This window comes from Streptomyces sp. NBC_00878 (genome assembly GCF_026341515.1).
Classification (GTDB): Bacteria; Actinomycetota; Actinomycetes; order Streptomycetales; family Streptomycetaceae; genus Streptomyces.
On record NZ_JAPEOK010000001.1, the window covers coordinates 4,963,634 to 4,988,333 of the forward strand.

The window sequence follows — 24,700 nt, forward strand, 5'->3', positions numbered from 1 at the left end:
AGCGAAACCGGCAGGTCAGAGGCGCAACGAGATCGAGGTAGTGATGGACATCACACCGTTGGTACGTGCCGCGGGCTGTGCCCTGTGGCGCAAGTCGTCCTCCGGCGAGGGCATCGAGCTGGCCCTGGTCTACCGACCGAAGTGGTCGGACTGGTCACTGCCGAAGGGCAAGCTCAAGCACGACGAGGAAGCCCGCGACGGGGCCTTTCGCGAAGTCCTCGAGGAAACCGGCATGGAATGCGCCCTCGGCCCCGAACTCCCCACCGCCCACTACACCGACGCCCAGGGACGCCCCAAGGAAGTGCGCTACTGGGCGGCCGAAGCGACCAGCGGCACCTTCGCCCCCAACGACGAGGTGTCCCGCCTCCTCTGGCTGTCTCCCGAGGCGGCGACACAGCGCCTCACACACGAGAGGGATCGAGAGATGGTCTCCTCGCTCCTCGACGCGCTGCACAAGACGGGGACGAACAACTAGGTCGGACGATACTCAAAGGCAAGGGGCGCCCCTTTATGGGAGCGCCCCTTACTCATCCCGCTTTTCTCCTCAAGAAGATGAGGCCGCGTTCTCGCTCACTTCTCGCACATCGCCCGGGACTTCCGCGGCCCGTCCTTGTCGTGCTGCTCCCACGGGGGAGGCCCGTCGTGCTTGGGGGGGCAGGGCTTGTGACCGCCGTGGTCGCCGTGACCACCGTGACCGCCCTGGTCACCGTGGCCACCGTGGCCACCGCCGGGTCCCGCAGGGCCCTGCGGTCCTTCAGGACCCTGTGGCCCTTCAGGGCCTTGAGGGCCTTCAGGGCCTTCAGGTCCGGTGGGTCCGGCAGGTCCGGTCGGCCCCACGGATCCGTCAGCTCCGGGAGGCCCGGAGGGTCCAGCAGGTCCGCTCGGTCCGGCAGGCCCGGTCGGCCCGACAGATCCGTCAGCTCCGGGAGGCCCGGTCGGCCCCACGGATCCGTCAGCTCCGGGAGGCCCGGTCGGCCCCACGGATCCGTCAGCTCCGGGAGGCCCGGAGGGTCCGGCAGGTCCGCTCGGTCCGGTGGATCCCGTGGGCCCGGGAGGCCCGGTGGGGCCGGTCACGCAGAACGGCCTCGTGATGTCGTTGTCGTCCAGCGTCACCGCGGCGGTTTGCGCCAGTGCTCGGCCCTGAATGTCGGCGCCGGTATTCAGCGTGATGGATGCCAGGGCCATGATGGTGCCCACGAAGTCTGTATCTGTCCCGAGAGTGGCGGAACTGCCCACCTTCCAGAACACGTTGCAGGCCTGCGCACCGTTGATGAGCCTGACGCTGCTGTTCGAAGCGGTGATCAGCGTCTCTGTGGTCTGGAAGATGAAGACGGCGTTGGGGTCACCCTGAGCGTTGAGCGTGAGTTCTCCGGTGATTCCCAATGTCTCGTTCGAGTAGACGCCGGGCCCCAGTACCCGTCCGCCGAGTTCGACATCAACGTCAGTCCCGGTTCGACCGGCCGCGTCGTCGTAGGCCGCGGTCAGATCCAGCTTCGCCTGACCAGCCGCGCCGTTGGCGATGTTCAGGGTGCCGAAGATCTCTCCGGGCGGGAAGCCCGTCACGGAGGTGCCCGGACTGAGCCCCACGTCGCCGATGATGTCGGAGTCGCCGGTGTTGGTGATCGTCGAACCGGCCAGGATCGCGTAACTCTCGGCGGTCCCCAGGGGAACAGGGGCTTCCGCGGCCTGCGCGGTGGTGGCCCAGGCCAAGGTGGCCGTGGCCAGCAGTACTACGCCGGGGATCAGCGCGAGACGCACCTTGCGTCCGCGGTTCATACGGGATCTGCCTGGCGGCGATGATGGTGTGTCAACCACTGTCATGGGGCCTGCCTTTCTTGTCACCGTTGAGCTCGGTCGCCCTGGCACAAGGGGGATCCCGAACTCCCGAAGCGGATTCCGGTCAAGCCGGAAGCCGCGTCTCGTGTCGAGGTTCCGCGGATCAGCCCCAAACAGAGGACCACTGGGGCGAGCACCTGCCGATGGCGACGAGCCGTCACTAACCAGTGAAAAGCTAGCAATAGCCTCATAAAGTACATATGGCTAAGAGGCCGAACGGGGTGCTGAGTGCGTGTTATTCACCCTGCCGGTCGTGTCGGTGCTTGATCCCGAGCCATCGGCTCGCTCTCAGGGAGGGCCGGGTCACCAGCCGGATGATGAGGGTGGCGACCGGCTCGGCAAAGCAGAAGGCCCCGCGGAAATCCGCGGGGCCCTCAAGCAGGTGAAGACTTTCAGCTGCCCTCGGTTGAGTGCGTCTCCGCGTCCCTGCGCGCCCGGCCTCTCGCTCGTCTTGCCGGGCCCCGCCAGCCGCAAGTGCAGCGGGCCACGCAGAAACTGCCCTGTTCGACCGTTGTCGTGCGGTGCTCCGGGGGGCCGGTCTGCTCCTGCTGTGCCACATGAATCACCGTACCCATCCCGGGTGGACGCATCCCCGGGCCGGGCTCCCGCGTGACAACACCCCCCACCCGTCGTTAAGCGGAACGTCAGTAGGTCCGCGTGAGGACGGCCCGGCTGGGGGTAGCAGGCGATGGTGGAGCGGCAGCGAAGGCTGCGGAGCGGGGCGGTCGCCCTGGCCGCCGCGACGGCGGGGCTGGTGGTCTGCACCGCGGGCTGCTCGGGCAGCGGCGCCGCCGTCGAGGACGCGCGAGCGGCCGAGGACCCGGTCGAGGTCCTCCGCCGGGCCGCCGGGAACCTGGTCCGGGCGGACAGTTCCAAGGCGCGTACGTCGATGGAGATGGCCACCGGCGGCACCCGCGTGACCATCCGCGGCGAGGGCGTCTACGACTACGGGGACCAGGTGGGCCGCCTGAAGGTGCTCCTCCCCGAGGACCCGACCGGCGCCGACGCGCACCGCCCGATCACCGAACTCCTCGCGCCGGGCGCCCTCTACATGAAGAACCGCGGCGCAGGCGTCCCGGCGGACAAGTGGGTCCGCGTCGACACGGCCACGCTCTCCGACGGGAACCTGGTCACGGGCGGCGCGACCGACCCGTTCGCCGCCGCGGAACTGCTGCGGGGCACGCGGAAAGCGACGTACCTGGGGAAGACCTCGGTCGCGGGCACCCCGGTACGGCACTACCGCGGTACCGCCGATCTCGCCGCGGCCGCGCGCGATGCCTCGGCCGGGAACCGGGCGTCCCTGCGGGCGGCGGCCAAGGGCTTCGCCACGGCCACGGTCCCCTTCGACGTCTACCTCGACGACGAGGGACGCATCCGCAAGGTCCGGCACCGCTTCAGTTTCGTGAACGGACGGCAGAAGGACACCGTCGCCGTCTCCTCGACGACCCTGCTGTACGACTTCGGGGCCCCCGTCGACGTACGGCTGCCGGACGCGAAGGACATCTACGCCGGGCGGATCGCCGAATGATCGCCGGTCAGGGGAGGCCGGAATGTGCGGGGCCGGAAATGGTCCGTTGGTGCCATGCGCGGTCCGTGGGCCGCTCCCTACTCTAGGAAGTCGGTGACGGCAGGAAGAGGTGATGCACGTGGCTCCGGCGCGCGGTACGGCAGTTCAGGACCACGTGGCCCTCGCCGAGATCGAGCTGTGCGGCGACCTGATCATCGCGGCCTCGGCCGCCCGCGAGGACCGGCTCAGCCCCGACCGCATCGACGAGGTACTGAAGCTGGCCGAACAGCGCTTCCTGGCGGAGCACGGCGAGAAGACCGACAGGTAACACCGCCGCGCACCGACTGCCTTTCAGGGGCGCGGGGCTGTGTCGTCGTGCGGCTCCGCCGCGATGGGGGTCCCCCCGCTCATGGGGGTCCCCCCGCTCGAGCGAAGCCGAGAGTGGGGGAGAAGCCGAGAGTGGGGGAGCGACCAGCCACTACGGACCCGCAGACAACACACCGGCCTTTATACGGCTCCCCCCGGAGGGGTCACGTGCGCAGGAGTCGTCCGATCGCCTTCGTCGCCTCCTCCACCTTCGCGTCGATCTCGGTGCCGCCCTTGAGGGCCGCGTCCGCGACGCAGTGGCGGAGGTGCTCTTCGAGCAGCTGGAGGGCGAACGACTGGAGGGCCTTGGTGGAGGCGGAGACCTGCGTGAGTATGTCGATGCAGTAGACGTCCTCGTCGACCATGCGCTGCAGGCCACGGATCTGGCCCTCGATGCGCCGCAGCCGCTTGAGGTGCTCGTCCTTCTGCTTGTGGTAACCGTGGATCCCGCGGTCGTGGTCGGTCACGATGTCCTGCGTCCCGGTCTCCTGGCCTCCGGCCTCCCGCGCGTCCCTCGCCTCCCCGGAGGGCGCCGTCGCGCCGGCCTCGGTGGTCGTCATCGCGTCCTCCTGCTGACTGATACCCCTACCGGGTATATGGTAACGAACTTTGCTGGGTATAGGGCTCTTGGCGAACGTCCTCGAAGGACCCCATGCTGATCACTGTGCCCGATGAGCGACACTGGTGGGCGGCCGGTTAGCCGTGGCCGAATGATGCACCTAGCATCAGCCTGACCGAACCCGAAGCAATCCGAGGACCACACGTGCGATTTCGTCTGACCCCCAGGGAGACGAGCTTCTACGACATGTTTGCCGCATCCGCGGACAACATCGTCACGGGCTCGAAACTCCTGATGGAACTGCTCGGGGCGGACGCGTCCGGCCGGGCCGAGATCGCAGAGCGTATGCGGGCCGCGGAACACGCTGGTGACGATGCCACACACGCGATCTTCCACCAGCTGAACTCCTCGTTCATCACGCCGTTCGACCGCGAGGACATCTACAACCTCGCCTCGTCCCTCGACGACATCATGGACTTCATGGAGGAGGCCGTCGACCTGGTCGTCCTCTACAACATCGAGGATCTCCCGAAGGGCGTCGAGCAGCAGATCGAGGTGCTGGCGCGGGCGGCCGACCTGACCGCGGAGGCCATGCCGAACCTGCGGACGATGGACAACCTCACCGAGTACTGGATCGAGGTCAACCGCCTCGAGAACCAGGCCGACCAGATCCACCGCAAGCTGCTGGCCATGCTCTTCAACGGCAAGTACGAAGCCATCGAGGTGCTCAAGCTCAAGCAGGTCGTGGACGTGCTGGAAGAGGCCGCCGACGCCTTCGAGCATGTGGCCAACACGGTGGAGACCATCGCGGTCAAGGAGTCCTGACCTCTTCATGGACACCTTCGCCTTGATAGTGACCATCGGTGTCGCGCTCGGATTCACCTATACCAACGGCTTCCACGACTCGGCCAACGCCATCGCCACGTCCGTGTCCACGCGCGCGCTGACGCCACGGGCGGCGCTCGCGATGGCCGCGGTGATGAATCTCGCAGGCGCGTTCCTCGGCAGCGGGGTCGCCAAGACCGTCAGTGAAGGCCTGATCGAGACACCGCAGGGCACCAAGGGTATGTGGGTCCTGTTCTCCGCGCTGGTGGGCGCGATCGTGTGGAACCTCGTCACCTGGTACTTCGGCCTCCCGTCCTCCTCCTCCCACGCGCTGTTCGGCGGCATGGTGGGGGCGGCGCTCGCGGGCGGCATCGGGGTCATCTGGTCCGGCGTCCTGGACAAGGTCGTCATCCCGATGTTCGTCTCACCGCTCGTCGGCCTGGTCGCCGGCTACCTGGTGATGTGCGCGATCATGTGGATATTCCGGCGCTCCAACCCGCACAAGGCGAAGCGCGGTTTCCGCATAGCGCAGACGGTGTCCGCGGCGGGGATGGCGCTGGGCCACGGTCTCCAGGACGCCCAGAAGACGATGGGCATCGTGGTGATGGCCCTGGTCATCGCGGACGTGGAGGACGCGGGCGACCCGATCCCGGTATGGGTCAAGATCGTGTGCGCGGTGATGCTGTCCCTCGGTACGTACGCGGGTGGCTGGCGCATCATGCGTACGCTGGGCCGGAAGATCATCGAGTTGGATCCGCCGCAGGGTTTCGCGGCCGAGACGACCGGCGCCTCGATCATGTTCACGACGGCGTTCCTCTTTCAGGCGCCCATCTCGACGACTCACGTCATCACCTCGGCCATCATGGGCGTCGGCGCCACGAAGCGGGTGAACGCGGTCCGCTGGGGCGTGGCCAAGAACATCGTCCTCGGCTGGTTCATCACGATGCCGGCGGCGGCGCTGGTCGCGGCGGCAAGCTTCTGGGTTGTGAACCTGGCGTTCGTGTAGGGCCCTTTTTCGCCCCCGCCGCCCCTACCCTCCCCCGCTCGAGCGAAGCCGAGAGTGGGGGAGGGTTAGGGGCGGCGGGGGCGGAAACCCGACGGGCCCGCCCCCCGGGAGCCGGGGGGCGGGCCCTATTGGGCCCCGCGGTGGCACCGCCATGCAGCACCGCGAGGGGTCGGAAAGACCAGCGAACCAGTGAGAACGACCCGGCTCAGCCGAAGCGGCCCGAGATGTAGTCCTCCGTGGCCTGGACAGACGGGTTGGAGAAGATCCGCTCCGTGTCGTCGATCTCGATGAGCCGCCCCGGCTGACCGACCGCCGAGAGGTTGAAGAAGGCCGTCCGGTCGGACACCCGCGCCGCCTGCTGCATGTTGTGCGTCACGATGACGATCGTGAAGCGCTCCTTCAGCTCACCGATCAGGTCCTCGATGGCCAGCGTCGAGATCGGGTCGAGCGCCGAGCAGGGCTCGTCCATCAGCAGCACCTGCGGCTCGACCGCGATCGCACGGGCGATGCACAGACGCTGCTGCTGACCACCGGAGAGGCCGGACCCGGGCTTGTTCAGCCGGTCCTTGACCTCGTTCCAGAGGTTCGCGCCCTTCAGCGACTTCTCCACGACATCGCTCAGCTCGGACTTCTTGTACGAGCCGTTCAGCCGCAGCCCCGCCGCCACGTTGTCGAAGATCGACATGGTCGGGAAGGGGTTCGGCCGCTGGAACACCATGCCGATGGTGCGGCGCACGGAGACGGGGTCGACTCCCTGCCCGTACAGGTCCTCGTCGTCGAGGAGCACCTTGCCCTCGACGCGGCCACCGGTGGTGACCTCGTGCATACGGTTCAGCGTGCGCAGGAACGTCGACTTGCCGCAACCGGACGGGCCGATGAAGGCCGTCACCGAACGCGGCTCGACCGTCATCGAGATGTCCTCGATCGCCTTGTGGGATCCGTAGTAGGCGGTGAGCCCGCTTACGTCGATTCGCTTGGCCATGACTACTTCACTTCTTCCGGATCAGTCGCTGGGGGTCGCGTCAGCGACCGGTCTTCGGGGCCTTCCAGCGGGCGATGCCGCGGGCTCCCAGGTTGAGGATCATCACGAAGGCGATCAGCGTCAGCGACGCCGCCCATGCGCGGTCGTAGGCCGCGCCCGCACCCGCACTGTTCGCGTACTGCTGATAGATGTACAACGGCAGCGACTGTTGCGCACCTTCGAAGGGGTTGGTGTTGATGAGGGTGTTGCCCCACACCAGCAGCAGCACCGGCGCGGTCTCGCCCGCGATACGGGCGACGGCCAGCATGATGCCGGTGGTGATGCCGCCGATCGAGGTCGGCAGGACCACCTTCAGGATGGTGCGCCACTTCGGGATGCCGAGCGCCAGGGAGGCCTCGCGCAGCTCGTTCGGTACGAGCTTGAGCATCTCCTCGGTGGAGCGGACGACCACCGGCATCATCAGGATGGCCAGGGCGAGCGAGCCGGCGAATCCGAAGGGCTGCATGTCGAACTGCAGCATGATGCTGAGGATGAACAGACCGGCGACGATCGACGGGATGCCGGTCATCACGTCGACGAAGAAGGTGACGGCCCGGGCGAGGTTGCCGCGCCCGTACTCCACCAGGTAGATCGCGGTGAGCACGCCGATCGGCGCGGCCATCAGCGTGGCGAGGCCGACCTGCTCCAGGCTTCCGACGATGGCGTGGTAGATGCCGCCGCCCACCTCGGTGTCGGCGATCAGGCCCATCGAGTGGGTCAGGAAGTAGACGTCGAGGACCTTCACACCGCGCGAGACGGTCGTCCAGACCAGGGAAACCAACGGGATCACGGCGAGCAGGAAGGCGACCCAGACCAGCGCGGTCGCGACCCGGTCCTTGGCCTGGCGGCGGCCCTCGACGAGGGAGGCGACGACGAACGTGGTGAGGACGAAGAGGATCCCGGCGATCAGGCCCCACTGGATGCGGCTGTGGAGGCCGCCCGCCAGGCCGATGCCGATCGCGACGACGACGGAGCCGGCGCCGATCGCGTACGGCGCCCACTTGGGGAGGTGGCCGCCGCGCAGGCTGTCGCTGGGGCGCTTGTCGGCGATTGCGGTGCTCATGCGTTGGCCCCCGAGTACTCCTTGCGGCGGGCGATGATCGCGCGGGCCGCGCCGTTGACCAGCAGGGTGATGACGAACAGGACCAGACCGGACGCGATGAGCGCGTCCCGGCCGAGCTCGTTGGCCTCACCGAACTTGCTGGCGATGTTCTGGGCGAAGGTGCCGCCGCCCGGGTCGAGCAGGCTGGACTGGATCAGGAAGGTCGGGGAGAGCACGGTGGCCACGGCCATCGTCTCGCCGAGGGCGCGGCCGAGGCCGAGCATCGAGGCGGAGATCACGCCGGAGCGGCCGAAGGGCAGGACGGCCATGCGGATGACCTCCCAGCGGGTGGCGCCGAGGGCGAGCGCAGCCTCCTCGATCATCTGCGGGGCCTGGCGGAAGACCTCGCGGCTCACGTTGGTGATGATCGGCAGGATCATGATCGCGAGCAGGATGCCGACGGTGAGCATTGAGCGGGGGGCGCCGCCCTGCCACTCGAAGATGCCGGTCCAGCCGAAGTACGTGTCCAGCCAGCCGAAGAGGCCGTTCATGTGCGGTACGAGGATCAGGGCGCCCCACAGGCCGTACACGATGGACGGCACCGCGGCGAGCAGGTCGATCACGTAGGAGATGGGACCGCTCAGCCTGCGCGGGGCGTAGTGCGTGAGGAACAGCGCGATGGCGACGGCGATCGGGACCGCGATGACCATGGCGATGACCGAGGAGACCACCGTGCCGAAGGCCAGGACGGCGATGCCGAACTTCGGCGGGAGGACGCCGGTGTTCCATTCGAACGTGGTGAGGAAGTTGGCGTCGTCCTTGCTGATCGCGATCGAGGCGCGGTAGGTGAGGAAGCCCGCGATCGCGGCCATGATCACCAGCAGCAGGATGCCCGAGCCGCGGGAGAGACCGAGGAAGATCCGGTCACCGGGTCGGGTGGCGCCACGGGCCGCACGCTTCTGCTCGGCCTCGGTCGGCTGGGGAGTGGGTGGTGGGGCGTCTGTGTTCTTCGTGGTTATGTCCATCGGGTTCTCCGGTCTGCGGACCCGTACGCACTGTACGGCCCTGTGGAGCCGTACGCGGTCGGCGGCGGCTCCTGGCGGCGGTGCACCGGACGGTGTGGTCCGGTCCGGGGGTCGTCAGCCCCGGACCGGACCACACGCTCAGATCAGCTCAGGCTCTCGACGGTGGTACGGACCTTGGTGATGATCTCCTCGGGCATCGGGGCGTAGTCGGCCTCGGTGAGGACGTTCTGGCCCTCCTCGGAGGCGATGTACCGCAGGAACGCCTTCGTGGCGGCCAGGGTGTCGGCCTTGTTGCCCTTGTCGCAGACGATCTCGTAGGTGACGAGGGTGATCGGGTAGGCGCCCTCGGCCTTGGTCGCGTAGTCGAGCTTCAGCGCGAGGTCCGGGGCGGTGCCGACCGTCTGGGCTGCCGCGATGGCCTTCGTGGCGTTGGCGACGGTGGCCTCGACCGGAGCGGCGGCGCCGGTGTCGATCTTGACCGGGGTGATGCCTTCCTTGGCGTACGACAGCTCCATGTAGCTGATCGCGCCGTTGGTCTGCTTCACCTGCTGGGCCACGCCGGAGGACTGCGCGGCGGACTGGCCGCCCTTGGCCTGCCAGGCCTTGCCGCCCTCGTAGGGCCACTCGGTCTTGGCCGTGGCGATCAGGTACTTGGTGAAGTTGTCCGTGGTGCCGGACTCGTCCGAGCGGTGGAACGCCTGGATCTTGAGGTCGGGGAGCTTGGCGTCGGGGTTGAGCGCCTTGATCGCCGGGTCGTTCCAGTTCTTGATCTTGTCGTTGAAGATCTTGGCGAGGGTGGGCGCGTCCAGCACGAGGCTGTCGACGCCTTCCACGTTGAAACCGACCGCGATCGGGCCGCCGACCATCGGGAGGTCGATGCCCTGGCCGCCCTTGCAGACCGACTTGGAGGCGGTGAGCTCTTCGGGCTTCAGCGCCGAGTCGGAGCCGGCGAAGGCGACCTGGCCCTGCGTGAAGGCGGTGACGCCCGCGCCGGAGCCGCCACCCTTGTAGTTGATCTGCACGCCACAGGCGGCGGTGAACTGCTTGACCCAGGCGTCGATCGCGTTCTTCTGCGCGGAGGAGCCGTCGGCAAGGAGCTGCCCCTTGGCGTCGTCACACTTGATGCTGCCGGCCGAGGGCTGCGCCGAGGAGCTGGTGTCGCCACCGCCGGTGTCGTCCGAGCCGCACGCCGTCAGCGTCAGGGCGCCGGTGACGGCGACAGCACCGAGCGAAAGGGCGCGAAGCCGGTTCTTGCGCTGAAGCTTCACTTTCGGGAGTTCCTTCCAGGAGCCGCCGTCTGGTGGCGGCGTGCGAGGTCGTGGTGCAGCCCCTCGTCGTCCGAGGCTGCCTCGTACTGCTGTTGTCGACTTGCTGGCATCGACTGATACGCAGGCGTACTTCCGTTCGCACCACGCACCGGGTAAGGCCGAAATTAGGCAGATGAGGTGAAGCCGCCGATGGCCGTGAGTGAACGGGGGGTGAACCCCTGCCGTCAGTGCGGTGAGGTCACGGAACGCTTACGGGAGGAACACGCGAGGGTCCCGACGACCGGAACCACCTCGTTCGGAAGCACCGCCCACCTCCTCCCACCACTCCTCACCCCTTCCGAACCCCTTCCGGCCGACTCTCCCGTCCCATATGCCCCTGCGGCCCCAGCCTCCTCCTGGCTGAAAATCGCCGGTACTACCTAGTCGTACCGCGATTCCCGGTGCCCCGCCCGTGGAACCCGCCGGACCGTACAGCCGTCTCGTTCCACGGGAACAACGGGGAGGCGCTCATGCAACGGCGTACGTTCATAGGTGGCGGTGTCGCACTCGCGACGACGGCGGTTTCGGCCGCGTGCACCACCGCGGGTTCCAAGCCGCCGACGGGTGGGAAGGCTCCTACGTCCAGCACCTCGCTCGAGACGACGAGCCGCACCGCCGCGGCCAACCTCAAGGCCCTGGCGCGGGACCTGGACGGCTCCTTGGTCCGCCCCGGTGAGGCCAACTGGGCGGCGGCCCGCCAGCTCTACAACACCCGCTTCGACTCGCTCAAGCCGACGGCCGTCGCGTACGTCGCCCACGCCGAGGACATCCGTACGACACTCGCGTACGCCCGCGCCCGCTCCGTCCCCGTCTCGATCCGCAACGGCGGCCACTCGTACGCCGGCTGGTCCTCGGGCAACGGCCGCCTGATCGTCGACATCTCGAAGCTCTCCAAGGTGCGGGCCTCCGGCAACGAGGCCGTGGTCGGCGCGGGCGCCAAGCTGATCGACGTCTACCGCGCGCTGGCCGCCAAGGGCGTCACGATCCCGGCGGGTTCCTGCCCGACGGTGGGCGTCTCGGGCCTGACACTCGGCGGCGGCCACGGCGTCGTGTCCCGCGCCTACGGCCTGACGTGCGACAGCCTCACCCAGGCAACCCTGATCACGGCCGCCGGAAAGCAGCTCACCGCGAGCGCGACCGAGAACAAGGACCTCTTCTGGGCCCTGCGCGGCGCGGGCAACGGCAACTTCGGCATCGTCACCGAACTCCGCTTCACCACCCACCCGGCCCCCCAGGGCGTCTCGGCGTACATGTCGTGGCCGTGGTCCAGGGCCGCCGCCGTCCTCAGTGCCTGGCAGGAGTGGGGCCCCGACCAGCCGGACGAGATCTGGTCCTCGTGCCACTTCGCGAACGCGGCCGGCGGCACGCCCACGGTCTCGGTCGCCGCGTTCTCCCTCGGCACGTACGGCGAACTCCAGAACGCCGTCGACCGCCTCGCCGACCGCATCGGCGCCCCCGCCCGCAGCGTCTCCCTCAAGCGCCGCTCCTACGAGGAGTCGATGGAGCTGTACGCGGGCTGCTCGACCTTCCCGACCGACGCCCAGTGCCACCTCCCGGGCAAGACACCGGGCCGCTCCGCCCAAGGCGCCCTGGGCCGCGAAACGTACACGGGCCGCTCGGACTTCTTCGACCGCTCGATCTCGGCGGCGGGCATCCAGACCCTGCTCTCCCAGATATCCGGAGTCCGCGGCGGCACGGGCAGCTTCGTCCTGACGGCCCTGGGCGGCGCGATCAACAGAATCGACCCCACGGCAACGGCCTTCGTCCACCGCCGCTCCCGCATGCTGGCCCAGTACATCGCGGCCTGGCGCGCGGGAACCTCCGGCACGACATCCAACGCCTGGCTGACCGAGGCGCACGCGGCGATGAAGCCGTACGCATCCGGCGCGGCCTACCAGAACTACACAGACCCCACCCTCACCAACTGGCGCAAGGCGTACTACGGCGAGGCGGCCCCCCGCCTGAAAACCCTGAGGACGAAGTACGACCCCCAGGGCTTCTTCAAGTTCCCGCAGTCGCTGTGAGGCGCGGCTCACCGTTTTTAGGGGCGCGGGGAACTGCGCAATCTTGTGGCTTTTAGGGGCGCGGGGCTGTATCGATATGCGGCTCCGCCGCGGGGGCGCGACCAGCCCCCACCGGGCGCGCACCCGGCAACGAACGCAGGAGCCCCCCACCTACGCCGCAAGATCCCGCTCCTCCGCCTCAACCTCACTCCGAGCCCCAGGAATCACTTTCCCCCGCTCACCGGCGGAGCCACTCGCGCGGATCAACCACCCCACCCGCCCCGACCCCTCCACCGCGGTCATCACCGGCGTCAGCAAAGCCATCGCAAGCGGCGAAAGCAACAGAACCACCGCGGTCCCGAGCGCGAATCCACCGATCACGTCCGTCGGATAGTGCACGCCCATATAAACCCGGCAGAACCCGCCGAACAGCGCCAGCGCTATCCCCACGAGCCCGAACTTCCGATGCGCGACGAACAGCCCGACCCCCATCGCCATCATCAGAGTCGCGTGATCACTCACGAACGAATAGTCGCTCTTGCCGCCGATAAGAACATCCAGCCCGTCATGGTCGACAAAAGGCCGTGGCCGCTCCACAAATCCCCGTATCGGCACATTCACGAGTACGGCGATGGCACCGGCAAGCGGCGCCCACACCAGCGCGGCCACGGACGCGGCGGCATCCTCTTCACCCCGGCGCCGCACGGTGAACCAGCACCAGATCACCAACAACACCATGGCGGCCAAAAGCCCCCATTCGCCCACAAACTCCATGACGCGGTCGAACCAGCGGGGCGCGTCTTTGGCGAGACCATTGATGTCGTAGAGCAAGTCGACGTCGGGGTTCGACCCGGATTCGGCGAGTCCAGCCATGGTGCAACGGCCCCTTCGTCGTCTTCCCGGCGCACCCACCGGTGCGCCGCGCCATCAACCCCCGTCGTCGGCGTTCGAGAACAGGAACGCACACTCCCCTTCCATACGTTCCACCCTCCACCGAATGATCACTCAGCCGTTATCGAAGAGAGACCCATCGCCGCAGCTCAGGGGAGGGTTTCACACAGAGGTGGGCAACGCTTTCGCGCCATCTTCGGTGACCCGGGTCGCCCCGAAGTAGTCGGGGGTGTCGATCGGGTCGAACCGGATCACGGCCCCCGGCCGGGGCGCGTCGATCATGTAGCCGCCGCCCACGTAGATCCCGACGTGCCGGATGGCCCGGGAGTTGGTGAGGTCGTCCGAGAAGAAGACCAGATCCCCGGGCAGCAGCTCGTCCCGGCCCGGGTGCGGCCCGGCGTTGTACTGGTCGTTGGCGACGCGGGGCAGGGTGATCCCCACACTCTCGTACGCGGCCTTGGTCAGCCCGGAACAGTCGAAGCGTCCGCCCTGGTCCTCGGTGCCATTGCCGCCCCAGAGATACAGCGTCCCGAGTTTCTTCTGCGCGTAGCCAATGGCAGCGGCGGCCTGCTTCGAGGGGTCGACGCGGGAAACCGGAGCGGCGAAGCTCTCCTCAAGCGTGGTGATCGTTTTCACATAGTTCTGCGTTTCCGCGTACGGCGGCACGCCCCCGTACTTGATGACGGCGTACGCCCCCGCGTTGTACGCGGCGAGCATGTTCTTCGTCGGGTCTCCGGGCGCGTCCTTCACGTACTTGGCGAGTGTGCAGTCGTACTTCGCGGCCGATGGAATCGCGTCATTCGGATCCCAGACGTCACGGTCGCCGTCTCCGTCGCCGTCGATTCCGTGCGTCGCCCACGTTCCCGGGATGAATTGCGCTATCCCCTGTGCGGCGGCCGGGCTCTTGGCGGTGGGATTGAACCCGCTCTCCTGATACAGCTGCGCGGCGAGAAGAGCCGGATTGATGGCGCTGCACAGATTGCCCCACTTCTGCACGAGCGTCTGGTAAGCCGCCGGTACGGCCCCTTTCGCCAGGCCACGGGCACCCTGCCCCACTCCGTTGGCGAGGTTGCCGGCGACCATGTAGACCCCGATGACCAGCACCATGACGAAGCTGAGCCCCGCCCCCGCGGCGACGGTCACGACGATCCAGGCCTTACGCACCGTCAACCGCCCTCCACCACTCCGGAATTCGCCCACGTCAGTCTAGGAGCTTCCCACCCGGAACCCGGCGCAACCGATCCATTCCCGCCGCTCGTCCCGGGTCGGTGACCCGCGTCACACCCGGCTCCTGTCAGCAATCGGGTCGCCGTCTCGTTCAAAGGGCCCGCGAACGAGACAGGAGCAACGCCATGAAGCACCGCATCGTCGTACTCGGCGCCGGATATGCCGGGGCCTTCGCCGCCGGAAACCTGGCCCGCCGGCTCTCCCCCGCCGACACCGAGATCACCGTCGTCAACGCCGTGCCCGACTTCGTTGAGCGGATGCGGCTCCACCAGCTCGCGATCGGCCAGGACGTCGCGTTCCGCAAGCTCGCCGACGTGTTCGCGGGCACCGGCGTGCGGCTGCGCCTGGCGCGCGTCACCGGCGTCGACCCCGAGCGCAGGACCGTCGCCGTGACCGGCGAGGACGGCGATGGCGAGCTCGCGTACGACACGCTTCTCTACGCGCTCGGCAGCTCCGTGGCCCACCATGGCGTCCCCGGCGTGGCCGAGTACGCCTTCGATGTGACCGGCCGGTCCTCGGCACTGCGTCTGCGCGAGCGCATGGCCGGCCTGGCCGAGGGCGGCACCGTACTGGTCGTCGGTGAGGGGCTGACCGGCATCGAGACCGCCACCGAGTTCGCCGAGTTCCGGCCCGACCTCTCGGTCGCGCTCGCCGCCCGCGGCGAGCTGGGCGCCTGGCTCTGCCCGAAGGCCCGCCGTCACCTGCGCCAGGCCTTCGACCGGCTCGGCATCACCGTCCACGAGCACACCGGCATCGAAGCCGTGGAGCCGACACGGGCGATCGCCGACCGCGTCACTGGGGCGTCCGTCCCGGCCGACGTGACCGTGTGGGCGGCCGGGTTCGCCGTGCACCCCATCGCGGCCGCGAGCGGGCTGGAGGTCGCCGAGACCGGCCAGATCGTCGTCGACCGCACCATGCGCTCGGTCTCGCACCCGGACGTCTACGCCGCCGGTGACTGCGCCTACGCGATCGGCGAGAACGGCCGACCGCTGCCGATGTCCTGCGGCTCGGCCGGCTTCACCAACATGCAGGCGACCGCCGCGATCATCGCGCGCCTGACGGGCAGCGAGGTCCCGAACACCGCGCTGAAGTACTACGGCAACCACATCAGCCTCGGGCGGCGGGACGCGATCTTCCAGATGGTGGACGGGGACGCGCGGTCGAAGTCCTGGTACCTGGGCGGCAAGGCCGCCGCGCGGCTCAAGTCGGGCGTGCTCAAGGGGGCCGGGTGGAGCATCGCCCACCCGACCTTCGGCATGCCGAAGCGCAAGCGCCGCCTGGCCACCGCGCCCGACCGGGCCGGTGCAGAGGCCGGTGCAGGGGCCGGTGCAGGGGCCGGTGCGAGGGCCGCTGCATAGGCTGTTCCGCATGGACAGCGCAGCCATCGATCGGTTCGAGGCCAGCCGGGGCCGGCTGGCCTCGCTCGCGTACCGTCTGCTCGGTTCGGCCGCCGACGCCGAGGACGCCGTGCAGGACACGTTCCTGCGCTGGCAGGCCGCGGACCGCGAACGGGTCGAGGTGCCGGAAGCGTGGCTGACCAAGGTCGTCACCAATCTCTGCCTCGACCGGCTCCGTTCGGCGCAGGCGCGCCACGAGCGGGCGGCCGGTGCCTGGCTGCCCGAGCCGCTCCTGGAGGGCGACCCGATGCTCGGCCCGGCCGACACCTTCGAGCAGCGCGAATCGGTGTCCTTGGCCGTACTGACCCTCCTGGAGCGCCTCTCGCCGGTCGAGCGGGCCGTCTACGTCCTGCGTGAGGCCTTCTCGTACGGCCATGCCGAGATCGCCGGGATCCTCGACATCACCGAGTCCGCGAGCCAGCAGCATGTCCACCGGGCCCGGATCCGGGTCGCCGCCGAGCGCCGACGCGGCGGCGAGGCCGACCCCGCGTCCGCGCGCCGGGTCGTCGAGGAGTTCCTCGCCGCCGCCACGTCGGGGCGCACCGAACGGCTGGTGGCGCTGCTCACCGACGACGTGACGGCGGTCTCGGACGGCGCCGGACTGGCCAAGCGGCTGTTGCGGTACAAGACGCGCGAGAAGGTCGCCTCCTTCGTGCGCGCCGGCTTCAAGCCCACACCGGCGAAGCGGCGGCTGGCCGGCGGCTCGCCCGCGATGCATATCGCGCTGGTCAACGGCTCCCCGGCCGTCCTCGCCGTGGTCGACGGCCGGGTCGTGGGCGCCGTGGCGTTCGAAGTCAGCGACGGCAAGGTCGCGTCCCTGAGCGGCATCGCCGCCGCAGACCGGCTCGCGCGCCTCAACAAGGCCTGGCGGCGGCACGAACCGGACGCGCCGGTCATCGACGCATGGTGACTAGAGCAACGGAAGCCGTCCGTTCACGGGACAGCACTTGGTCACCCCCGCTGACACTCGGCCCAGAGCAACTTCCCGCCCCGGTCCCCGCCCAGCGCGTACGCGCCCCACGTGTCCGCACACGCCCGTACGAGGTTCAGCCCGCGCCCGTTCTCCGACATGTCCGGCGGTACGGCACCGGGGGCGTCGAAGCCTCGCGGGACGGTGGGGTCGGAGTCCCACACCCCGATCCGCACCCGCCCCGACTCGGCGGCACGCAGGCGCAGGGCGTACGGGCCGTCGGTATGGAGGTGGGCGTTGGCGAGCAGCTCGGCGGCGAGCAGCTCCGCCGTCGGGATGAGTTGCGTGAGGTCGTGCGCGGCGAGGACGGTTCGCAGGGTTGCGCGGCCGATGCCCGGGGCGCGGGGATCGCGCGGGAGATGAAGGGTGTAGGCCAAGGACGGGGATACGGTGACCATCGGAAGTCTCCGATCACGGAGGGGAGTTGGACGGTTGCTCAGTGACCGCGGTCGCTCCGTCGAGCGGGGTACTTCTGAGCGGGGCGCCTGACCAACAAGGTAGCGGCAGAAGTTATATTCTTCACCGGATAACAGTGAAGAATAAGCACAACCATCCGTGTGGGTGACTTGCAGCACGGAAGATCGAGGAGCATCGCCGTGCGGACCAACCCGACAGGACGTCAACTCCGGCTCGGGGCCGAGCTGCGCAAGTTGCGCGAACAAGCAGGTCTCACTTCAACGGCGGCCGCTCAACTCCTCGGCATGCCGCAAGCACAGGTCAGCAACATGGAGACCGGCCGGATCGGTGTTAGCGCAGAGCGCGTGCGCAGTTTGGCCTGCCAGTACGAGTGCTCAGACAAAGCCCTGACGGAAGCCATCGCGGGGATGGTTGGCGGCCGCAAGCACGGCTGGTGGGAGACGTACCGCGAGATCCTGCCCGGCCCGCTACTCGACCTGGCCGAACTGGAGCACAACGCCCAGTCGTTGCGCACCATGGTCACTGCACGCATCCCCGGCCTGCTCCAGACCGTCGACCATGCCCGTGAAATCTTCCGGCAAGCAGTCACGGAGCTTTCCCCACCGGACATCGAGCACCGCGTCTCGTTCCGCATCAAGCGCCAGGCCGTGCTGTACCGGGACGACCCCACTCCGTACGAGGCGATCATTCACGAGGCAGCTCTGCGGATGAAGATCGGCGGGCCGTCGGTGTCCCAACAGCAGCTCAAGCATCTGCTCGACGCGAGCGAGCGGGAGCACATCACCCTGCGCGCCATCACGTTCGATGTCGGCGCCTACCCCGGATCGGGCCAGTCCATCTTCTACGCGCACGGCCCAGTACCGGAGCTCGACACGGTGCACCTGGACCAGTCTCACGGCCTCACGTTCCTGGACGCCGAAGCCCAACTGCGCAAGTACCGGAACCTCTTCGAGAGACTGAACGCCGTCGCTCTCTCACCCGACAAAACCCGCGACCTCATCCACGCCGTGATCCACGACCTCTGAGGAACTCCCGTGACTCCCTACGCCTGGCAGAAGTCGTCCTACTGCTCCGAGGGCGACTCATGCATACATACGGCCTCCACCGCCGAAGCCATCCATCTCACCGAAAGCGGCGACCCCACCCACGCCATACTCGGGGCCACCCCCCAAGCCTTCGCCGCCCTCATCCACGTACTCAAAGAGAACCCGAACCATGGCTGACATCCCCGCGAACCTCACCTGGGAACGCGCCGCCCCGCCGGAGGCAACCGGCCCGGGCCCCTGGATCGAGCTCGCCTTCGGCGACAACGACCTCGTCTACATCCGCGAGACCAGCGACCCCGAGACCGTCGTCACAACCACCCAGAAGAAGTGGGACGCCTTCGTACTCGGCGTACAGGCAGGCGAGTTCGACCACTTCGTGGAGGGCGTGGAAGGCCTGGAGGACGGGTCACCCTAGACCGACGTCACTCCTCACCGGTGCTGCCATCGGCACCGGCATCGGCCCCGGTGTACGCCGCCGTCGTACGGTCGGCCCGTGCCCGCGCGACCCCCTCCGCCTCACCGCCGGAGACACTCGCCGCGTACCAGCCCTCACTGCTCAGGGTGACAAACCTGAGGCCCTCCTCCGTCCCGAACCAGGCCATGGCCTCCTCGGGGTTCACGGCCTCGCCGGAGGACAGGTGCAGGGTGAGGCCGATGAGGGCCATGTCCCAGCCGACGCCGACGGCTCCGGGGCCGAACTGCGCCCACTTCTCGTCGTCGTCCGGGGCGATGTGGTCCAGCTCGAAACGCGTTCCGCCGTCCTCCGCGGGGATCAGCCGGAGCTCGATCCAGCTGACGTTCCCGGCGAACTCCCAGGTCGCGGTGAAGCCCCGCGGCGGGTCACAGCTCTCGACGGTGCCGTTGGCGTTGCCCTGCAGCTGGTACTTGCCGCCGGGGCGGAGGTCGCCGGTCACGGGCAGAAACCAGCGCGGGATGCGCTCGGGGTTGGTGCAGGCGTCCCAGAGGTCCTCGACGGTCGAATCGTACGTCTGACTCAAGGTCACCACGTGTGCCTCGCCGGCCTCGATGACACGGCTGCCGACGTGACGCCGTACGGCGTTGATCTGGTGAGTGACGTCGATCATGGGTTGCTCCTCCGCTGTGGAGAGTTGTCGTCTGAGGGGGCGCCCTCGCCGGTGTCGTCCGCGGATCCGCGGAGCCGGCGCTCGCGTTTGCCCCGGGCCAGCTCCGTGGCCAGAGCGTCCAGGTGGGGAGTCCAGAAGTGCCGGAAGCGGGCCAGCCACGCGTCGATGTCGCGCAACGGGTCGGAGTTCACCGCGTAGAGCCGCCGGGTCCCCTCCGGCCTGACCGTGGCGAAGCCGTTCTCCCGCAGCACCTTCAGATGCTGGGAGACGCCCGGCTGCGATATCCCGAACTCCTCCCTGATGGCCTCCGAGACGGCCCCGGAACTCATCTCGCCGCCTGCGAGCAGCTCAAGGATCCGGCGGCGTACGGGATCCCCGAGTACGTCGAATGCGTGCACGGAACCAATGTATCACTGGTGACTTATATAAGCGCAAGACTATGAATCACAGATCACTGACACCCCACCAGATCCGCACGCCCCCACGCGAGATAACCTTTCCCCAGCGCAAAACGGGCGGTGTCTACTCACCAGGAGACGCACGACCCGGAGAGCATCGGCACGACGAACCGGCGCACATGGGACGGGGTCGGGCTCGATGGACAGGCGGAGTCGGTCGCCGCCAGGGGTAAGCCGGATAAGAGGGGTTAACGACGGAACCACACCTCAGGTTCCGGTTCGACTTCCGGTTCCACTTCATTGCCCGGCGTGACCAGCCGTGATACACAGAGTGACAATACGCCTCTCTGTATACCGTCTCCCGCTCCCTGACAGGGCCTCGCGAGGGCCGGTGGCAAGGGATACGTACGAAACCCGCCAATCAATGACGCCAAGTCGACATACGACAGCGCAATTGTCGGCGAGAATAGGCCTGACCTCTGCGCAGAGTGGCAGGGGGTGCAGAACAACCCACAAGGGGCGGTGACTTACATGCTTTTCGCAGCCGAAAAGGGCGACATCAACACGATCATCGGCGGGATTGCCCCTGACTGGGGCCCCTTCGGCAGCCTGGGCAACGAGGCGCGGGTGATGATCGAGGTCGTGATGGCGGTCGCCATCCTGCTGTGCCTCGGCATCGCGATCTGGGGAGCGGCGAAGCAACGCATCGGCGCGACGGCCCTCCGCGACACCTTCAGCGCCGAACAAGGCAAAGGCCTCATCGTGGCGGGTCTCACCGGAGTCTTCATCATCGGTTCGCTCGGCACTGTCTTCACCATCGTGTACGGCATGGCCGTCTAGGCGGCCGCCGGCTCGGCGTCCTCAGACCCGGCCGGGCGCACCCGGTCCCCCTCCAACCCACCCGTCCGTCGTGCCCACCGGCTGAGGTTGCGTTTCCCTGATGTCGAGTCACCACACCGCGCCCGCGCGGGAGCCAGCGCGGCTACCGTCGTATTACGCGGTCTACGCGGTTCAGCACGAGGTTGAGGGGGCGTACGCGGCATGAGTCTCGGCGACGAGCACGGAGCGCGCGGCGACGACGGCGGATACGGGGGTACCGGCCAGACCCGCACGCGGCTGCCCGACAGTGCCGGTGACGTCTACGGCGGCGCCCGACGCGGCCGCTCGTCGTCCCGCAGCCTCGTCACCGTGGTGGGTGTCGTGGTGCTCCTGATTGCCGCCATCGCCTTCGCGAACCGTGGGGGCGATGATTCCGGGTCGAGTGAGACGGGGGGCGACAAGGCGGAGAGCGCGCCTACGGCGGCCTCCGGAACGCAGCCGGTGGAGACGCAGGCGGGCGGGATTCCCTCGGGGTTCGCACACGACCAGCAGGGGGCCCAGTCCGCCGCCGCGAACTACTCGGTCGTACTGGTCTCGGCCGACATCCTCAAGCCCGCCCGGCGCGGCGAGATCGTCCAGCGGGTGTTCGTCGCCGACAAGGTGTCCGCGCTGCAGGCCAAGCTCGACAAGGCGTACTCCAAGGAGTTCCTGAGTAACGTCGGCCTGGACGAGAACGGCAACGCGGCCTCAGGACAGACCTACGTCTCACGCACCATGCCGGTCGGCACCAAGGTCGCGGACTACTCGACCGGCGCGGCGACCGTCGAGGTCTGGTGCACGGGCGTGTTCGGCACGGCAGGGGACGACTCGAAAAACCCGGTCAGCAACGACTGGTTCACCATGACGCTCCAGCTGCGGTGGACCGACGGCGACTGGAAGGTCGACAGTTTCTCCCAGAAGGATGGACCGGCGCCGGTGAACGGCGACAACAAGGTCTCGCCGTCCGACGAGATCTCGAAGGCCGTGGAAGAGTTCGGAGGCTTCACGTATGCCCGGTAGCCCGCGCCGCGTGCTCAAGGTCACCGCCGCCGTCACAGCCGTACAGACCACGCTCGTCCTGCTCGCCACGCGGGCGGCCGCCGCACCGACACCGACGCCCACGCCGTCCGACGACAACTGCGACCTGATCGTCGGCCCCGCCAAGGACTACTGCGAACGAGGCAGCGGCGACAAGGGCGACACCACCGCCCCCTCCGTCACCGACACCCTCGACCCCCTCGCCTCCCTCGCCAAGGGCTGCGCCAAAGCCGCCTCCTGGACCATCGACAAGCTCAGTGACGCGGTCCAGAACACGGCGACCGTCGACTTCACGAACACCACGTTCCTCCAGCAGTACGCGGTCGTCTTCGCCGCGTCGACGATCCTCACCCTCCTCCTGTGGCTGCTCGCGGTCGCCAAGCGAGCCGTACGAGGCGTCCCGCTCAGCACGGCCATCGGCGAGGCGATCGGCTTCCTCTGGCTGACGGTGCTGGCGTCGGCCTTCACCCCGCTGATCCTCTACACCATCGTGTCGGCGACCGACGGCATCGCCGAGGTCCTCGCCAAGACGACCGGCAACCAGACGGACACGTTCTTCGGCAACTTCTCCGGCGCCCTGAACAAGGGCAACGACATCGGCGGCGGCCCGATCATGCTGATCGTGGTGTCCCTCGTGTCGATCCTGGCCGCCGGCATCCTGTGGCTGGAGCTCGTGATCCGCGCCGCCCTCCTCTACGTGGGCGCGCTGCTCGGCACCGTCGTCTACGCGGGCCTGGTCGACAAGAACCTCTGGGGCCACGTCCGCCGCTGGGCGGGCATCATGATCGCCGTCATCCTCGTGAAACCGGTCATCGTGATCGTGCTGGGCCTCGCCGGAGCCCTGTCCGCCGAGGACGGGCCCGACGCCTTCTCCGCCGTCGTCTCCGGCCTCGCCATCATCCTGCTCGCCATCTTCGCGAGCGCGATGATCTACCGCTTCGTACCGGGCTTCGGCGACGAAATCGCCAACTCCCGCAGCAACCGCATCATGCAGGGCGCCGAAGGCAAGGCCGCGGCCGTCATCAGCTCGCCCGCCACCCTCGTCGCCCAGGGCATCAAGACCCACAGCGCCCGTGCCGACAACAACGGCGGCGGAGGCGGCGGGGGCGGCAACAGCGGCGCCCGGCCCTCCAACCCCGCCTCCGGCGGCGTCGCCGCCCACAGCTCACGCGGCTCGGGCGGCAGCTCCGGCGGAGGGGGCGGATCCGCACCCTCGGCCGCGCCCCCGCCCCGCAGCAGCCCGGTCAACACCCCCCACGCCAGCAACTCACGCAACAGCAGCAACAACCGCACGGGAGGTGAAGGGCGTTGACGACCGAGTCCCACGTGTCCCACGTGGTCACGCCCCGCCGGACATATCTGATCGGCCGCGCCCGGCCGAACGCGATCGTCGGCCGGAACCGCGAGTCCGGCGAGATCGCGCTGATCATCGTGGGCGCGTTCCTCGGCATGATGTCCGGCCTGCTCGTCCCCGTGCTCTCCCTGCGCATCGTGACGCTCGTGGGCTTCCCGCTGCTCGCGCTGGCCGCGGTGTACGTGCCGTACAAGCGGCGGACCTTCTACAAGTGGTTCGAGATCAACCGCAGTTACAAGCGCAGCCTGCGCAAGGGCACCGCCTACCGCAGCAACGTCATGGAGTCCGGTACGAGCGTCGACGGCCGCGAGGTCGAGGTCGGCCCCCCGCCCGGCATCGGACGGATCACCTGGCTCGCCGCACCCTTCGGCCCCGACGAGATCGCCGTCCTCCTGCACGCCGACCGGAAAACCGTCACTGCTGCGATCGAGATCGAGGGCCCGGGCGTCGGCCTGCGCGACAGCGAGGACCAGGAAGCCCTCGTCGACCGCTTCGGCACCCTCCTCAAGCACGTCGCGAACGGCGACGGCTTCGTCACCCGCCTCCAGATGCTCGCCCGTACGCTCCCCGCCGACCCCGACGCCCACGCCAAGGACGTCGTCCAGCGCGGCGACGAGCGGTCCCCCGGCTGGCTGCAGCAGTCGTACGACCAGCTCCAGTCCATGGTGTCGACGAGCAGCGAGCAGCACCGCGCCTACCTCGTCGCCTGCATGCACTACTCCCGCGAACTCGCCGCCGAGGCCCACACGATGGCCCGCGCCGCCCGCCCGCACGGCGGCAAGAGGCTCGACAAGGACTCCGGCCTCGCCGTCGTCATGGCCCGCGAGCTCACCGACATCTGCTCGCGCCTCCAGGAGGCCGACATCCGGGTGCGCCAGCCGCTCGGCCAGGGCAGGCTCTCCTCCCTCGTGCACTCGATGTACGACCCGGACCACCCCATCGACCACATCCAGGCGATGACGAAACGGAACGCCTGGCCCGCCGAGCTGGACGCCGTCTCGCCCACCTACCTCCAGGCGAAGACCCGCGAGTCCTCCACCCGCGCCCCCTGGTGCCACGCCACGGCCTGGGTGAAGGAGTGGCCGATGACCCCGGTGGGCGTCAACTTCCTCGCCCCGCTGCTCGTCCACACCCCCGACGTGATCCGCACGGTCGCCGTCACCATGGACCTCGAACCCACCGAGGTCGCCATCGAGCGCATGCTGACCGAGAAGACGAACGACGAGGCGGAGGCCAGCCGCCAGGCCAAGATGAACCGCACCGTCGACCCCCGCGACGTCGCCTCGCACAACCGCATGGACCAGCGCGGCGAGGACCTCGCGAGCGGCGCCGCCGGCGTCAACATCGTCGGCTACATCACCGTCTCCTCCCGCAACCCCGAAGCCCTTGCCCGCGACAAGCGGACCATAAGGGCCTCGGCCGGCAAGTCGTACCTGAAGCTGGAGTGGTGCGACCGAGAGCACCACCGCGCCTTCGTGAACACACTTCCGTTCGCCACCGGCATCCGAAGGTAGGGCTGAGT

General features: G+C 68.5%; 27 protein-coding genes. 15 read left to right on the top strand and 12 right to left on the bottom strand.

Going from position 1 to position 24,700, the window contains the following annotated elements; translation table 11 throughout:
* The first annotated feature begins 43 nt into the window (after positions 1-43).
* A complete protein-coding gene (locus tag OHA11_RS21005; protein ID WP_266498563.1) occupies positions 44-475 on the top strand; it encodes an NUDIX hydrolase in 432 nt (143 codons plus the stop codon).
* 95 nt (positions 476-570) lie between these two features.
* Here the strand turns inward: OHA11_RS21005 and OHA11_RS48370 are convergent, their stop codons facing one another.
* Positions 571-1,776, bottom strand: a complete 1,206-nt coding sequence (locus tag OHA11_RS48370) for an ice-binding family protein (RefSeq protein ID WP_323186599.1) — start codon at positions 1,774-1,776, stop codon at positions 571-573.
* Positions 1,777-2,228: 452 nt separating this feature from the next.
* Positions 2,229-2,411 (bottom strand): hypothetical protein, encoded by a 183-nt coding sequence (locus OHA11_RS21020; protein WP_266498566.1) that lies wholly within the window; start codon positions 2,409-2,411, stop codon positions 2,229-2,231.
* 113 nt (positions 2,412-2,524) lie between these two features.
* On the opposite strand from OHA11_RS21020, the gene OHA11_RS21025 reads away from it, so the two are divergent.
* The gene (locus tag OHA11_RS21025; RefSeq protein ID WP_266498568.1) at positions 2,525-3,364 is read left to right on the top strand and encodes a hypothetical protein; all 840 of its coding nucleotides are present in this window, start codon (positions 2,525-2,527) and stop codon (positions 3,362-3,364) included.
* Positions 3,365-3,476: 112 nt separating this feature from the next.
* Positions 3,477-3,671: a hypothetical protein gene (locus OHA11_RS21030; protein ID WP_266498569.1), complete on the top strand. Its 195-nt coding sequence runs from the start codon at positions 3,477-3,479 to the stop codon at positions 3,669-3,671.
* Positions 3,672-3,873: 202 nt separating this feature from the next.
* On the opposite strand, the gene OHA11_RS21035 is transcribed toward OHA11_RS21030, so the two are convergent.
* Complete coding sequence (locus tag OHA11_RS21035; protein ID WP_266498571.1) at positions 3,874-4,269, bottom strand: metal-sensitive transcriptional regulator; 396 nt, start codon at positions 4,267-4,269, stop codon at positions 3,874-3,876.
* 203 nt (positions 4,270-4,472) lie between these two features.
* Between OHA11_RS21035 and OHA11_RS21040 the strand changes: the two genes are divergently transcribed.
* Both OHA11_RS21040 and OHA11_RS21045 read left to right on the top strand, forming a co-directional pair.
* On the top strand, positions 4,473-5,093 hold the full coding sequence (locus OHA11_RS21040) for a DUF47 domain-containing protein (RefSeq protein WP_266498572.1): 621 nt from the start codon (positions 4,473-4,475) through the stop codon (positions 5,091-5,093).
* 7 nt (positions 5,094-5,100) lie between these two features.
* Entirely contained in the window at positions 5,101-6,099 is a 999-nt protein-coding gene (locus tag OHA11_RS21045; protein WP_266498577.1) for an inorganic phosphate transporter, read from the top strand.
* A gap of 205 nt (positions 6,100-6,304) precedes the next feature.
* Here the strand turns inward: OHA11_RS21045 and pstB are convergent, their stop codons facing one another.
* From pstB to pstS, 4 genes are all read right to left on the bottom strand, one after another.
* Entirely contained in the window at positions 6,305-7,081 is a 777-nt protein-coding gene (gene pstB / locus OHA11_RS21050) for a phosphate ABC transporter ATP-binding protein PstB (protein WP_266498578.1), read from the bottom strand.
* A gap of 40 nt (positions 7,082-7,121) precedes the next feature.
* Positions 7,122-8,183 carry a phosphate ABC transporter permease PstA gene (gene pstA, locus OHA11_RS21055; RefSeq protein ID WP_266498580.1) on the bottom strand — a complete coding sequence of 354 codons (1,062 nt, stop codon included), beginning with the start codon at positions 8,181-8,183 and terminating at the stop codon, positions 7,122-7,124.
* The gene (gene pstC, locus OHA11_RS21060) at positions 8,180-9,187 is read right to left on the bottom strand and encodes a phosphate ABC transporter permease subunit PstC (protein ID WP_266498583.1); all 1,008 of its coding nucleotides are present in this window, start codon (positions 9,185-9,187) and stop codon (positions 8,180-8,182) included. Before pstC ends, pstA begins: the two co-directional genes overlap by 4 nt.
* A 143-nt stretch (positions 9,188-9,330) precedes the next feature.
* Entirely contained in the window at positions 9,331-10,455 is a 1,125-nt protein-coding gene (gene pstS / locus OHA11_RS21065; RefSeq protein ID WP_266498585.1) for a phosphate ABC transporter substrate-binding protein PstS, read from the bottom strand.
* Positions 10,456-10,964: 509 nt separating this feature from the next.
* On the opposite strand from pstS, the gene OHA11_RS21070 reads away from it, so the two are divergent.
* Entirely contained in the window at positions 10,965-12,518 is a 1,554-nt protein-coding gene (locus OHA11_RS21070; RefSeq protein ID WP_266498588.1) for an FAD-binding oxidoreductase, read from the top strand.
* 150 nt (positions 12,519-12,668) lie between these two features.
* On the opposite strand, the gene OHA11_RS21075 is transcribed toward OHA11_RS21070, so the two are convergent.
* Together OHA11_RS21075 and OHA11_RS21080 are read right to left on the bottom strand one after the other, a co-directional pair.
* On the bottom strand, positions 12,669-13,370 hold the full coding sequence (locus OHA11_RS21075) for a phosphatase PAP2 family protein (RefSeq protein WP_266498591.1): 702 nt from the start codon (positions 13,368-13,370) through the stop codon (positions 12,669-12,671).
* A gap of 180 nt (positions 13,371-13,550) precedes the next feature.
* Entirely contained in the window at positions 13,551-14,558 is a 1,008-nt protein-coding gene (locus OHA11_RS21080; RefSeq protein WP_323186600.1) for a bifunctional lytic transglycosylase/C40 family peptidase, read from the bottom strand.
* A 182-nt stretch (positions 14,559-14,740) separates the two neighbouring features.
* Here OHA11_RS21080 and OHA11_RS21085 point away from each other — a divergent pair, with 182 nt between their 5' ends.
* The gene (locus tag OHA11_RS21085; RefSeq protein WP_266498593.1) at positions 14,741-15,973 is read left to right on the top strand and encodes an NAD(P)/FAD-dependent oxidoreductase; all 1,233 of its coding nucleotides are present in this window, start codon (positions 14,741-14,743) and stop codon (positions 15,971-15,973) included.
* Between the two features lie 10 nt (positions 15,974-15,983).
* Entirely contained in the window at positions 15,984-16,922 is a 939-nt protein-coding gene (locus OHA11_RS21090) for a sigma-70 family RNA polymerase sigma factor (RefSeq protein WP_266498594.1), read from the top strand.
* A gap of 41 nt (positions 16,923-16,963) precedes the next feature.
* Here OHA11_RS21090 and OHA11_RS21095 read toward each other — a convergent pair whose 3' ends face one another.
* Positions 16,964-17,380: an ATP-binding protein gene (locus OHA11_RS21095; RefSeq protein ID WP_266498596.1), complete on the bottom strand. Its 417-nt coding sequence runs from the start codon at positions 17,378-17,380 to the stop codon at positions 16,964-16,966.
* A 198-nt stretch (positions 17,381-17,578) separates the two neighbouring features.
* Between OHA11_RS21095 and OHA11_RS21100 the strand changes: the two genes are divergently transcribed.
* The 3 genes from OHA11_RS21100 to OHA11_RS21110 are packed head-to-tail and all read left to right on the top strand — an operon-like array spanning position 17,579 to position 18,860.
* Positions 17,579-18,424 carry a helix-turn-helix transcriptional regulator gene (locus tag OHA11_RS21100; protein ID WP_266498597.1) on the top strand — a complete coding sequence of 282 codons (846 nt, stop codon included), beginning with the start codon at positions 17,579-17,581 and terminating at the stop codon, positions 18,422-18,424.
* A gap of 9 nt (positions 18,425-18,433) precedes the next feature.
* Positions 18,434-18,622, top strand: coding sequence for a DUF397 domain-containing protein (locus OHA11_RS21105; RefSeq protein WP_266498598.1), 189 nt, complete (start codon positions 18,434-18,436; stop codon positions 18,620-18,622).
* Positions 18,615-18,860 (top strand): DUF397 domain-containing protein, encoded by a 246-nt coding sequence (locus tag OHA11_RS21110; protein WP_266498600.1) that lies wholly within the window; start codon positions 18,615-18,617, stop codon positions 18,858-18,860. The genes OHA11_RS21105 and OHA11_RS21110 overlap by 8 nt, the downstream gene beginning before the upstream one ends.
* 7 nt (positions 18,861-18,867) lie before the next feature.
* Here OHA11_RS21110 and OHA11_RS21115 read toward each other — a convergent pair whose 3' ends face one another.
* The gene (locus tag OHA11_RS21115; RefSeq protein WP_266498602.1) at positions 18,868-19,530 is read right to left on the bottom strand and encodes an SRPBCC family protein; all 663 of its coding nucleotides are present in this window, start codon (positions 19,528-19,530) and stop codon (positions 18,868-18,870) included.
* Complete coding sequence (locus OHA11_RS21120) at positions 19,527-19,928, bottom strand: helix-turn-helix transcriptional regulator (RefSeq protein ID WP_266498604.1); 402 nt, start codon at positions 19,926-19,928, stop codon at positions 19,527-19,529. The genes OHA11_RS21115 and OHA11_RS21120 overlap by 4 nt, the downstream gene beginning before the upstream one ends.
* A gap of 531 nt (positions 19,929-20,459) precedes the next feature.
* Between OHA11_RS21120 and OHA11_RS21125 the strand changes: the two genes are divergently transcribed.
* The 4 genes from OHA11_RS21125 to OHA11_RS21140 all read left to right on the top strand — a co-directional run bounded on the left by OHA11_RS21125 (position 20,460) and on the right by OHA11_RS21140 (position 24,692).
* The gene (locus OHA11_RS21125) at positions 20,460-20,768 is read left to right on the top strand and encodes a hypothetical protein (RefSeq protein WP_055613376.1); all 309 of its coding nucleotides are present in this window, start codon (positions 20,460-20,462) and stop codon (positions 20,766-20,768) included.
* Positions 20,769-20,969: 201 nt separating this feature from the next.
* Positions 20,970-21,806 (top strand): hypothetical protein, encoded by an 837-nt coding sequence (locus OHA11_RS21130; protein WP_266498610.1) that lies wholly within the window; start codon positions 20,970-20,972, stop codon positions 21,804-21,806.
* The gene (locus OHA11_RS21135) at positions 21,796-23,136 is read left to right on the top strand and encodes a hypothetical protein (protein ID WP_266498611.1); all 1,341 of its coding nucleotides are present in this window, start codon (positions 21,796-21,798) and stop codon (positions 23,134-23,136) included. Before OHA11_RS21130 ends, OHA11_RS21135 begins: the two co-directional genes overlap by 11 nt.
* Positions 23,133-24,692 carry an SCO6880 family protein gene (locus OHA11_RS21140; protein ID WP_266498613.1) on the top strand — a complete coding sequence of 520 codons (1,560 nt, stop codon included), beginning with the start codon at positions 23,133-23,135 and terminating at the stop codon, positions 24,690-24,692. The genes OHA11_RS21135 and OHA11_RS21140 overlap by 4 nt, the downstream gene beginning before the upstream one ends.
* Positions 24,693-24,700 lie beyond the last annotated feature (8 nt).

What these genes read in the sequence shown, in the direction of transcription:
- OHA11_RS21005 (WP_266498563.1), top strand. Translation starts at nt 44, where the DNA reads ATGGACATCACACCGTTGGTACGTGCCGCGGGCTGTGCCCTGTGGCGC.
- OHA11_RS48370 (WP_323186599.1), bottom strand. Translation starts at nt 1,776, where the DNA reads ATGAACCGCGGACGCAAGGTGCGTCTCGCGCTGATCCCCGGCGTAGTA.
- OHA11_RS21020 (WP_266498566.1), bottom strand. Translation starts at nt 2,411, where the DNA reads ATGGGTACGGTGATTCATGTGGCACAGCAGGAGCAGACCGGCCCCCCG.
- OHA11_RS21025 (WP_266498568.1), top strand. Translation starts at nt 2,525, where the DNA reads ATGGTGGAGCGGCAGCGAAGGCTGCGGAGCGGGGCGGTCGCCCTGGCC.
- OHA11_RS21030 (WP_266498569.1), top strand. Translation starts at nt 3,477, where the DNA reads ATGCACGTGGCTCCGGCGCGCGGTACGGCAGTTCAGGACCACGTGGCC.
- OHA11_RS21035 (WP_266498571.1), bottom strand. Translation starts at nt 4,269, where the DNA reads ATGACGACCACCGAGGCCGGCGCGACGGCGCCCTCCGGGGAGGCGAGG.
- OHA11_RS21045 (WP_266498577.1), top strand. Translation starts at nt 5,101, where the DNA reads ATGGACACCTTCGCCTTGATAGTGACCATCGGTGTCGCGCTCGGATTC.
- pstB (WP_266498578.1), bottom strand. Translation starts at nt 7,081, where the DNA reads ATGGCCAAGCGAATCGACGTAAGCGGGCTCACCGCCTACTACGGATCC.
- pstA (WP_266498580.1), bottom strand. Translation starts at nt 8,183, where the DNA reads ATGAGCACCGCAATCGCCGACAAGCGCCCCAGCGACAGCCTGCGCGGC.
- pstC (WP_266498583.1), bottom strand. Translation starts at nt 9,187, where the DNA reads ATGGACATAACCACGAAGAACACAGACGCCCCACCACCCACTCCCCAG.
- OHA11_RS21070 (WP_266498588.1), top strand. Translation starts at nt 10,965, where the DNA reads ATGCAACGGCGTACGTTCATAGGTGGCGGTGTCGCACTCGCGACGACG.
- OHA11_RS21075 (WP_266498591.1), bottom strand. Translation starts at nt 13,370, where the DNA reads ATGGCTGGACTCGCCGAATCCGGGTCGAACCCCGACGTCGACTTGCTC.
- OHA11_RS21085 (WP_266498593.1), top strand. Translation starts at nt 14,741, where the DNA reads ATGAAGCACCGCATCGTCGTACTCGGCGCCGGATATGCCGGGGCCTTC.
- OHA11_RS21090 (WP_266498594.1), top strand. Translation starts at nt 15,984, where the DNA reads ATGGACAGCGCAGCCATCGATCGGTTCGAGGCCAGCCGGGGCCGGCTG.
- OHA11_RS21095 (WP_266498596.1), bottom strand. Translation starts at nt 17,380, where the DNA reads ATGGTCACCGTATCCCCGTCCTTGGCCTACACCCTTCATCTCCCGCGC.
- OHA11_RS21110 (WP_266498600.1), top strand. Translation starts at nt 18,615, where the DNA reads ATGGCTGACATCCCCGCGAACCTCACCTGGGAACGCGCCGCCCCGCCG.
- OHA11_RS21115 (WP_266498602.1), bottom strand. Translation starts at nt 19,530, where the DNA reads ATGATCGACGTCACTCACCAGATCAACGCCGTACGGCGTCACGTCGGC.
- OHA11_RS21125 (WP_055613376.1), top strand. Translation starts at nt 20,460, where the DNA reads ATGCTTTTCGCAGCCGAAAAGGGCGACATCAACACGATCATCGGCGGG.
- OHA11_RS21130 (WP_266498610.1), top strand. Translation starts at nt 20,970, where the DNA reads ATGAGTCTCGGCGACGAGCACGGAGCGCGCGGCGACGACGGCGGATAC.
- OHA11_RS21135 (WP_266498611.1), top strand. Translation starts at nt 21,796, where the DNA reads ATGCCCGGTAGCCCGCGCCGCGTGCTCAAGGTCACCGCCGCCGTCACA.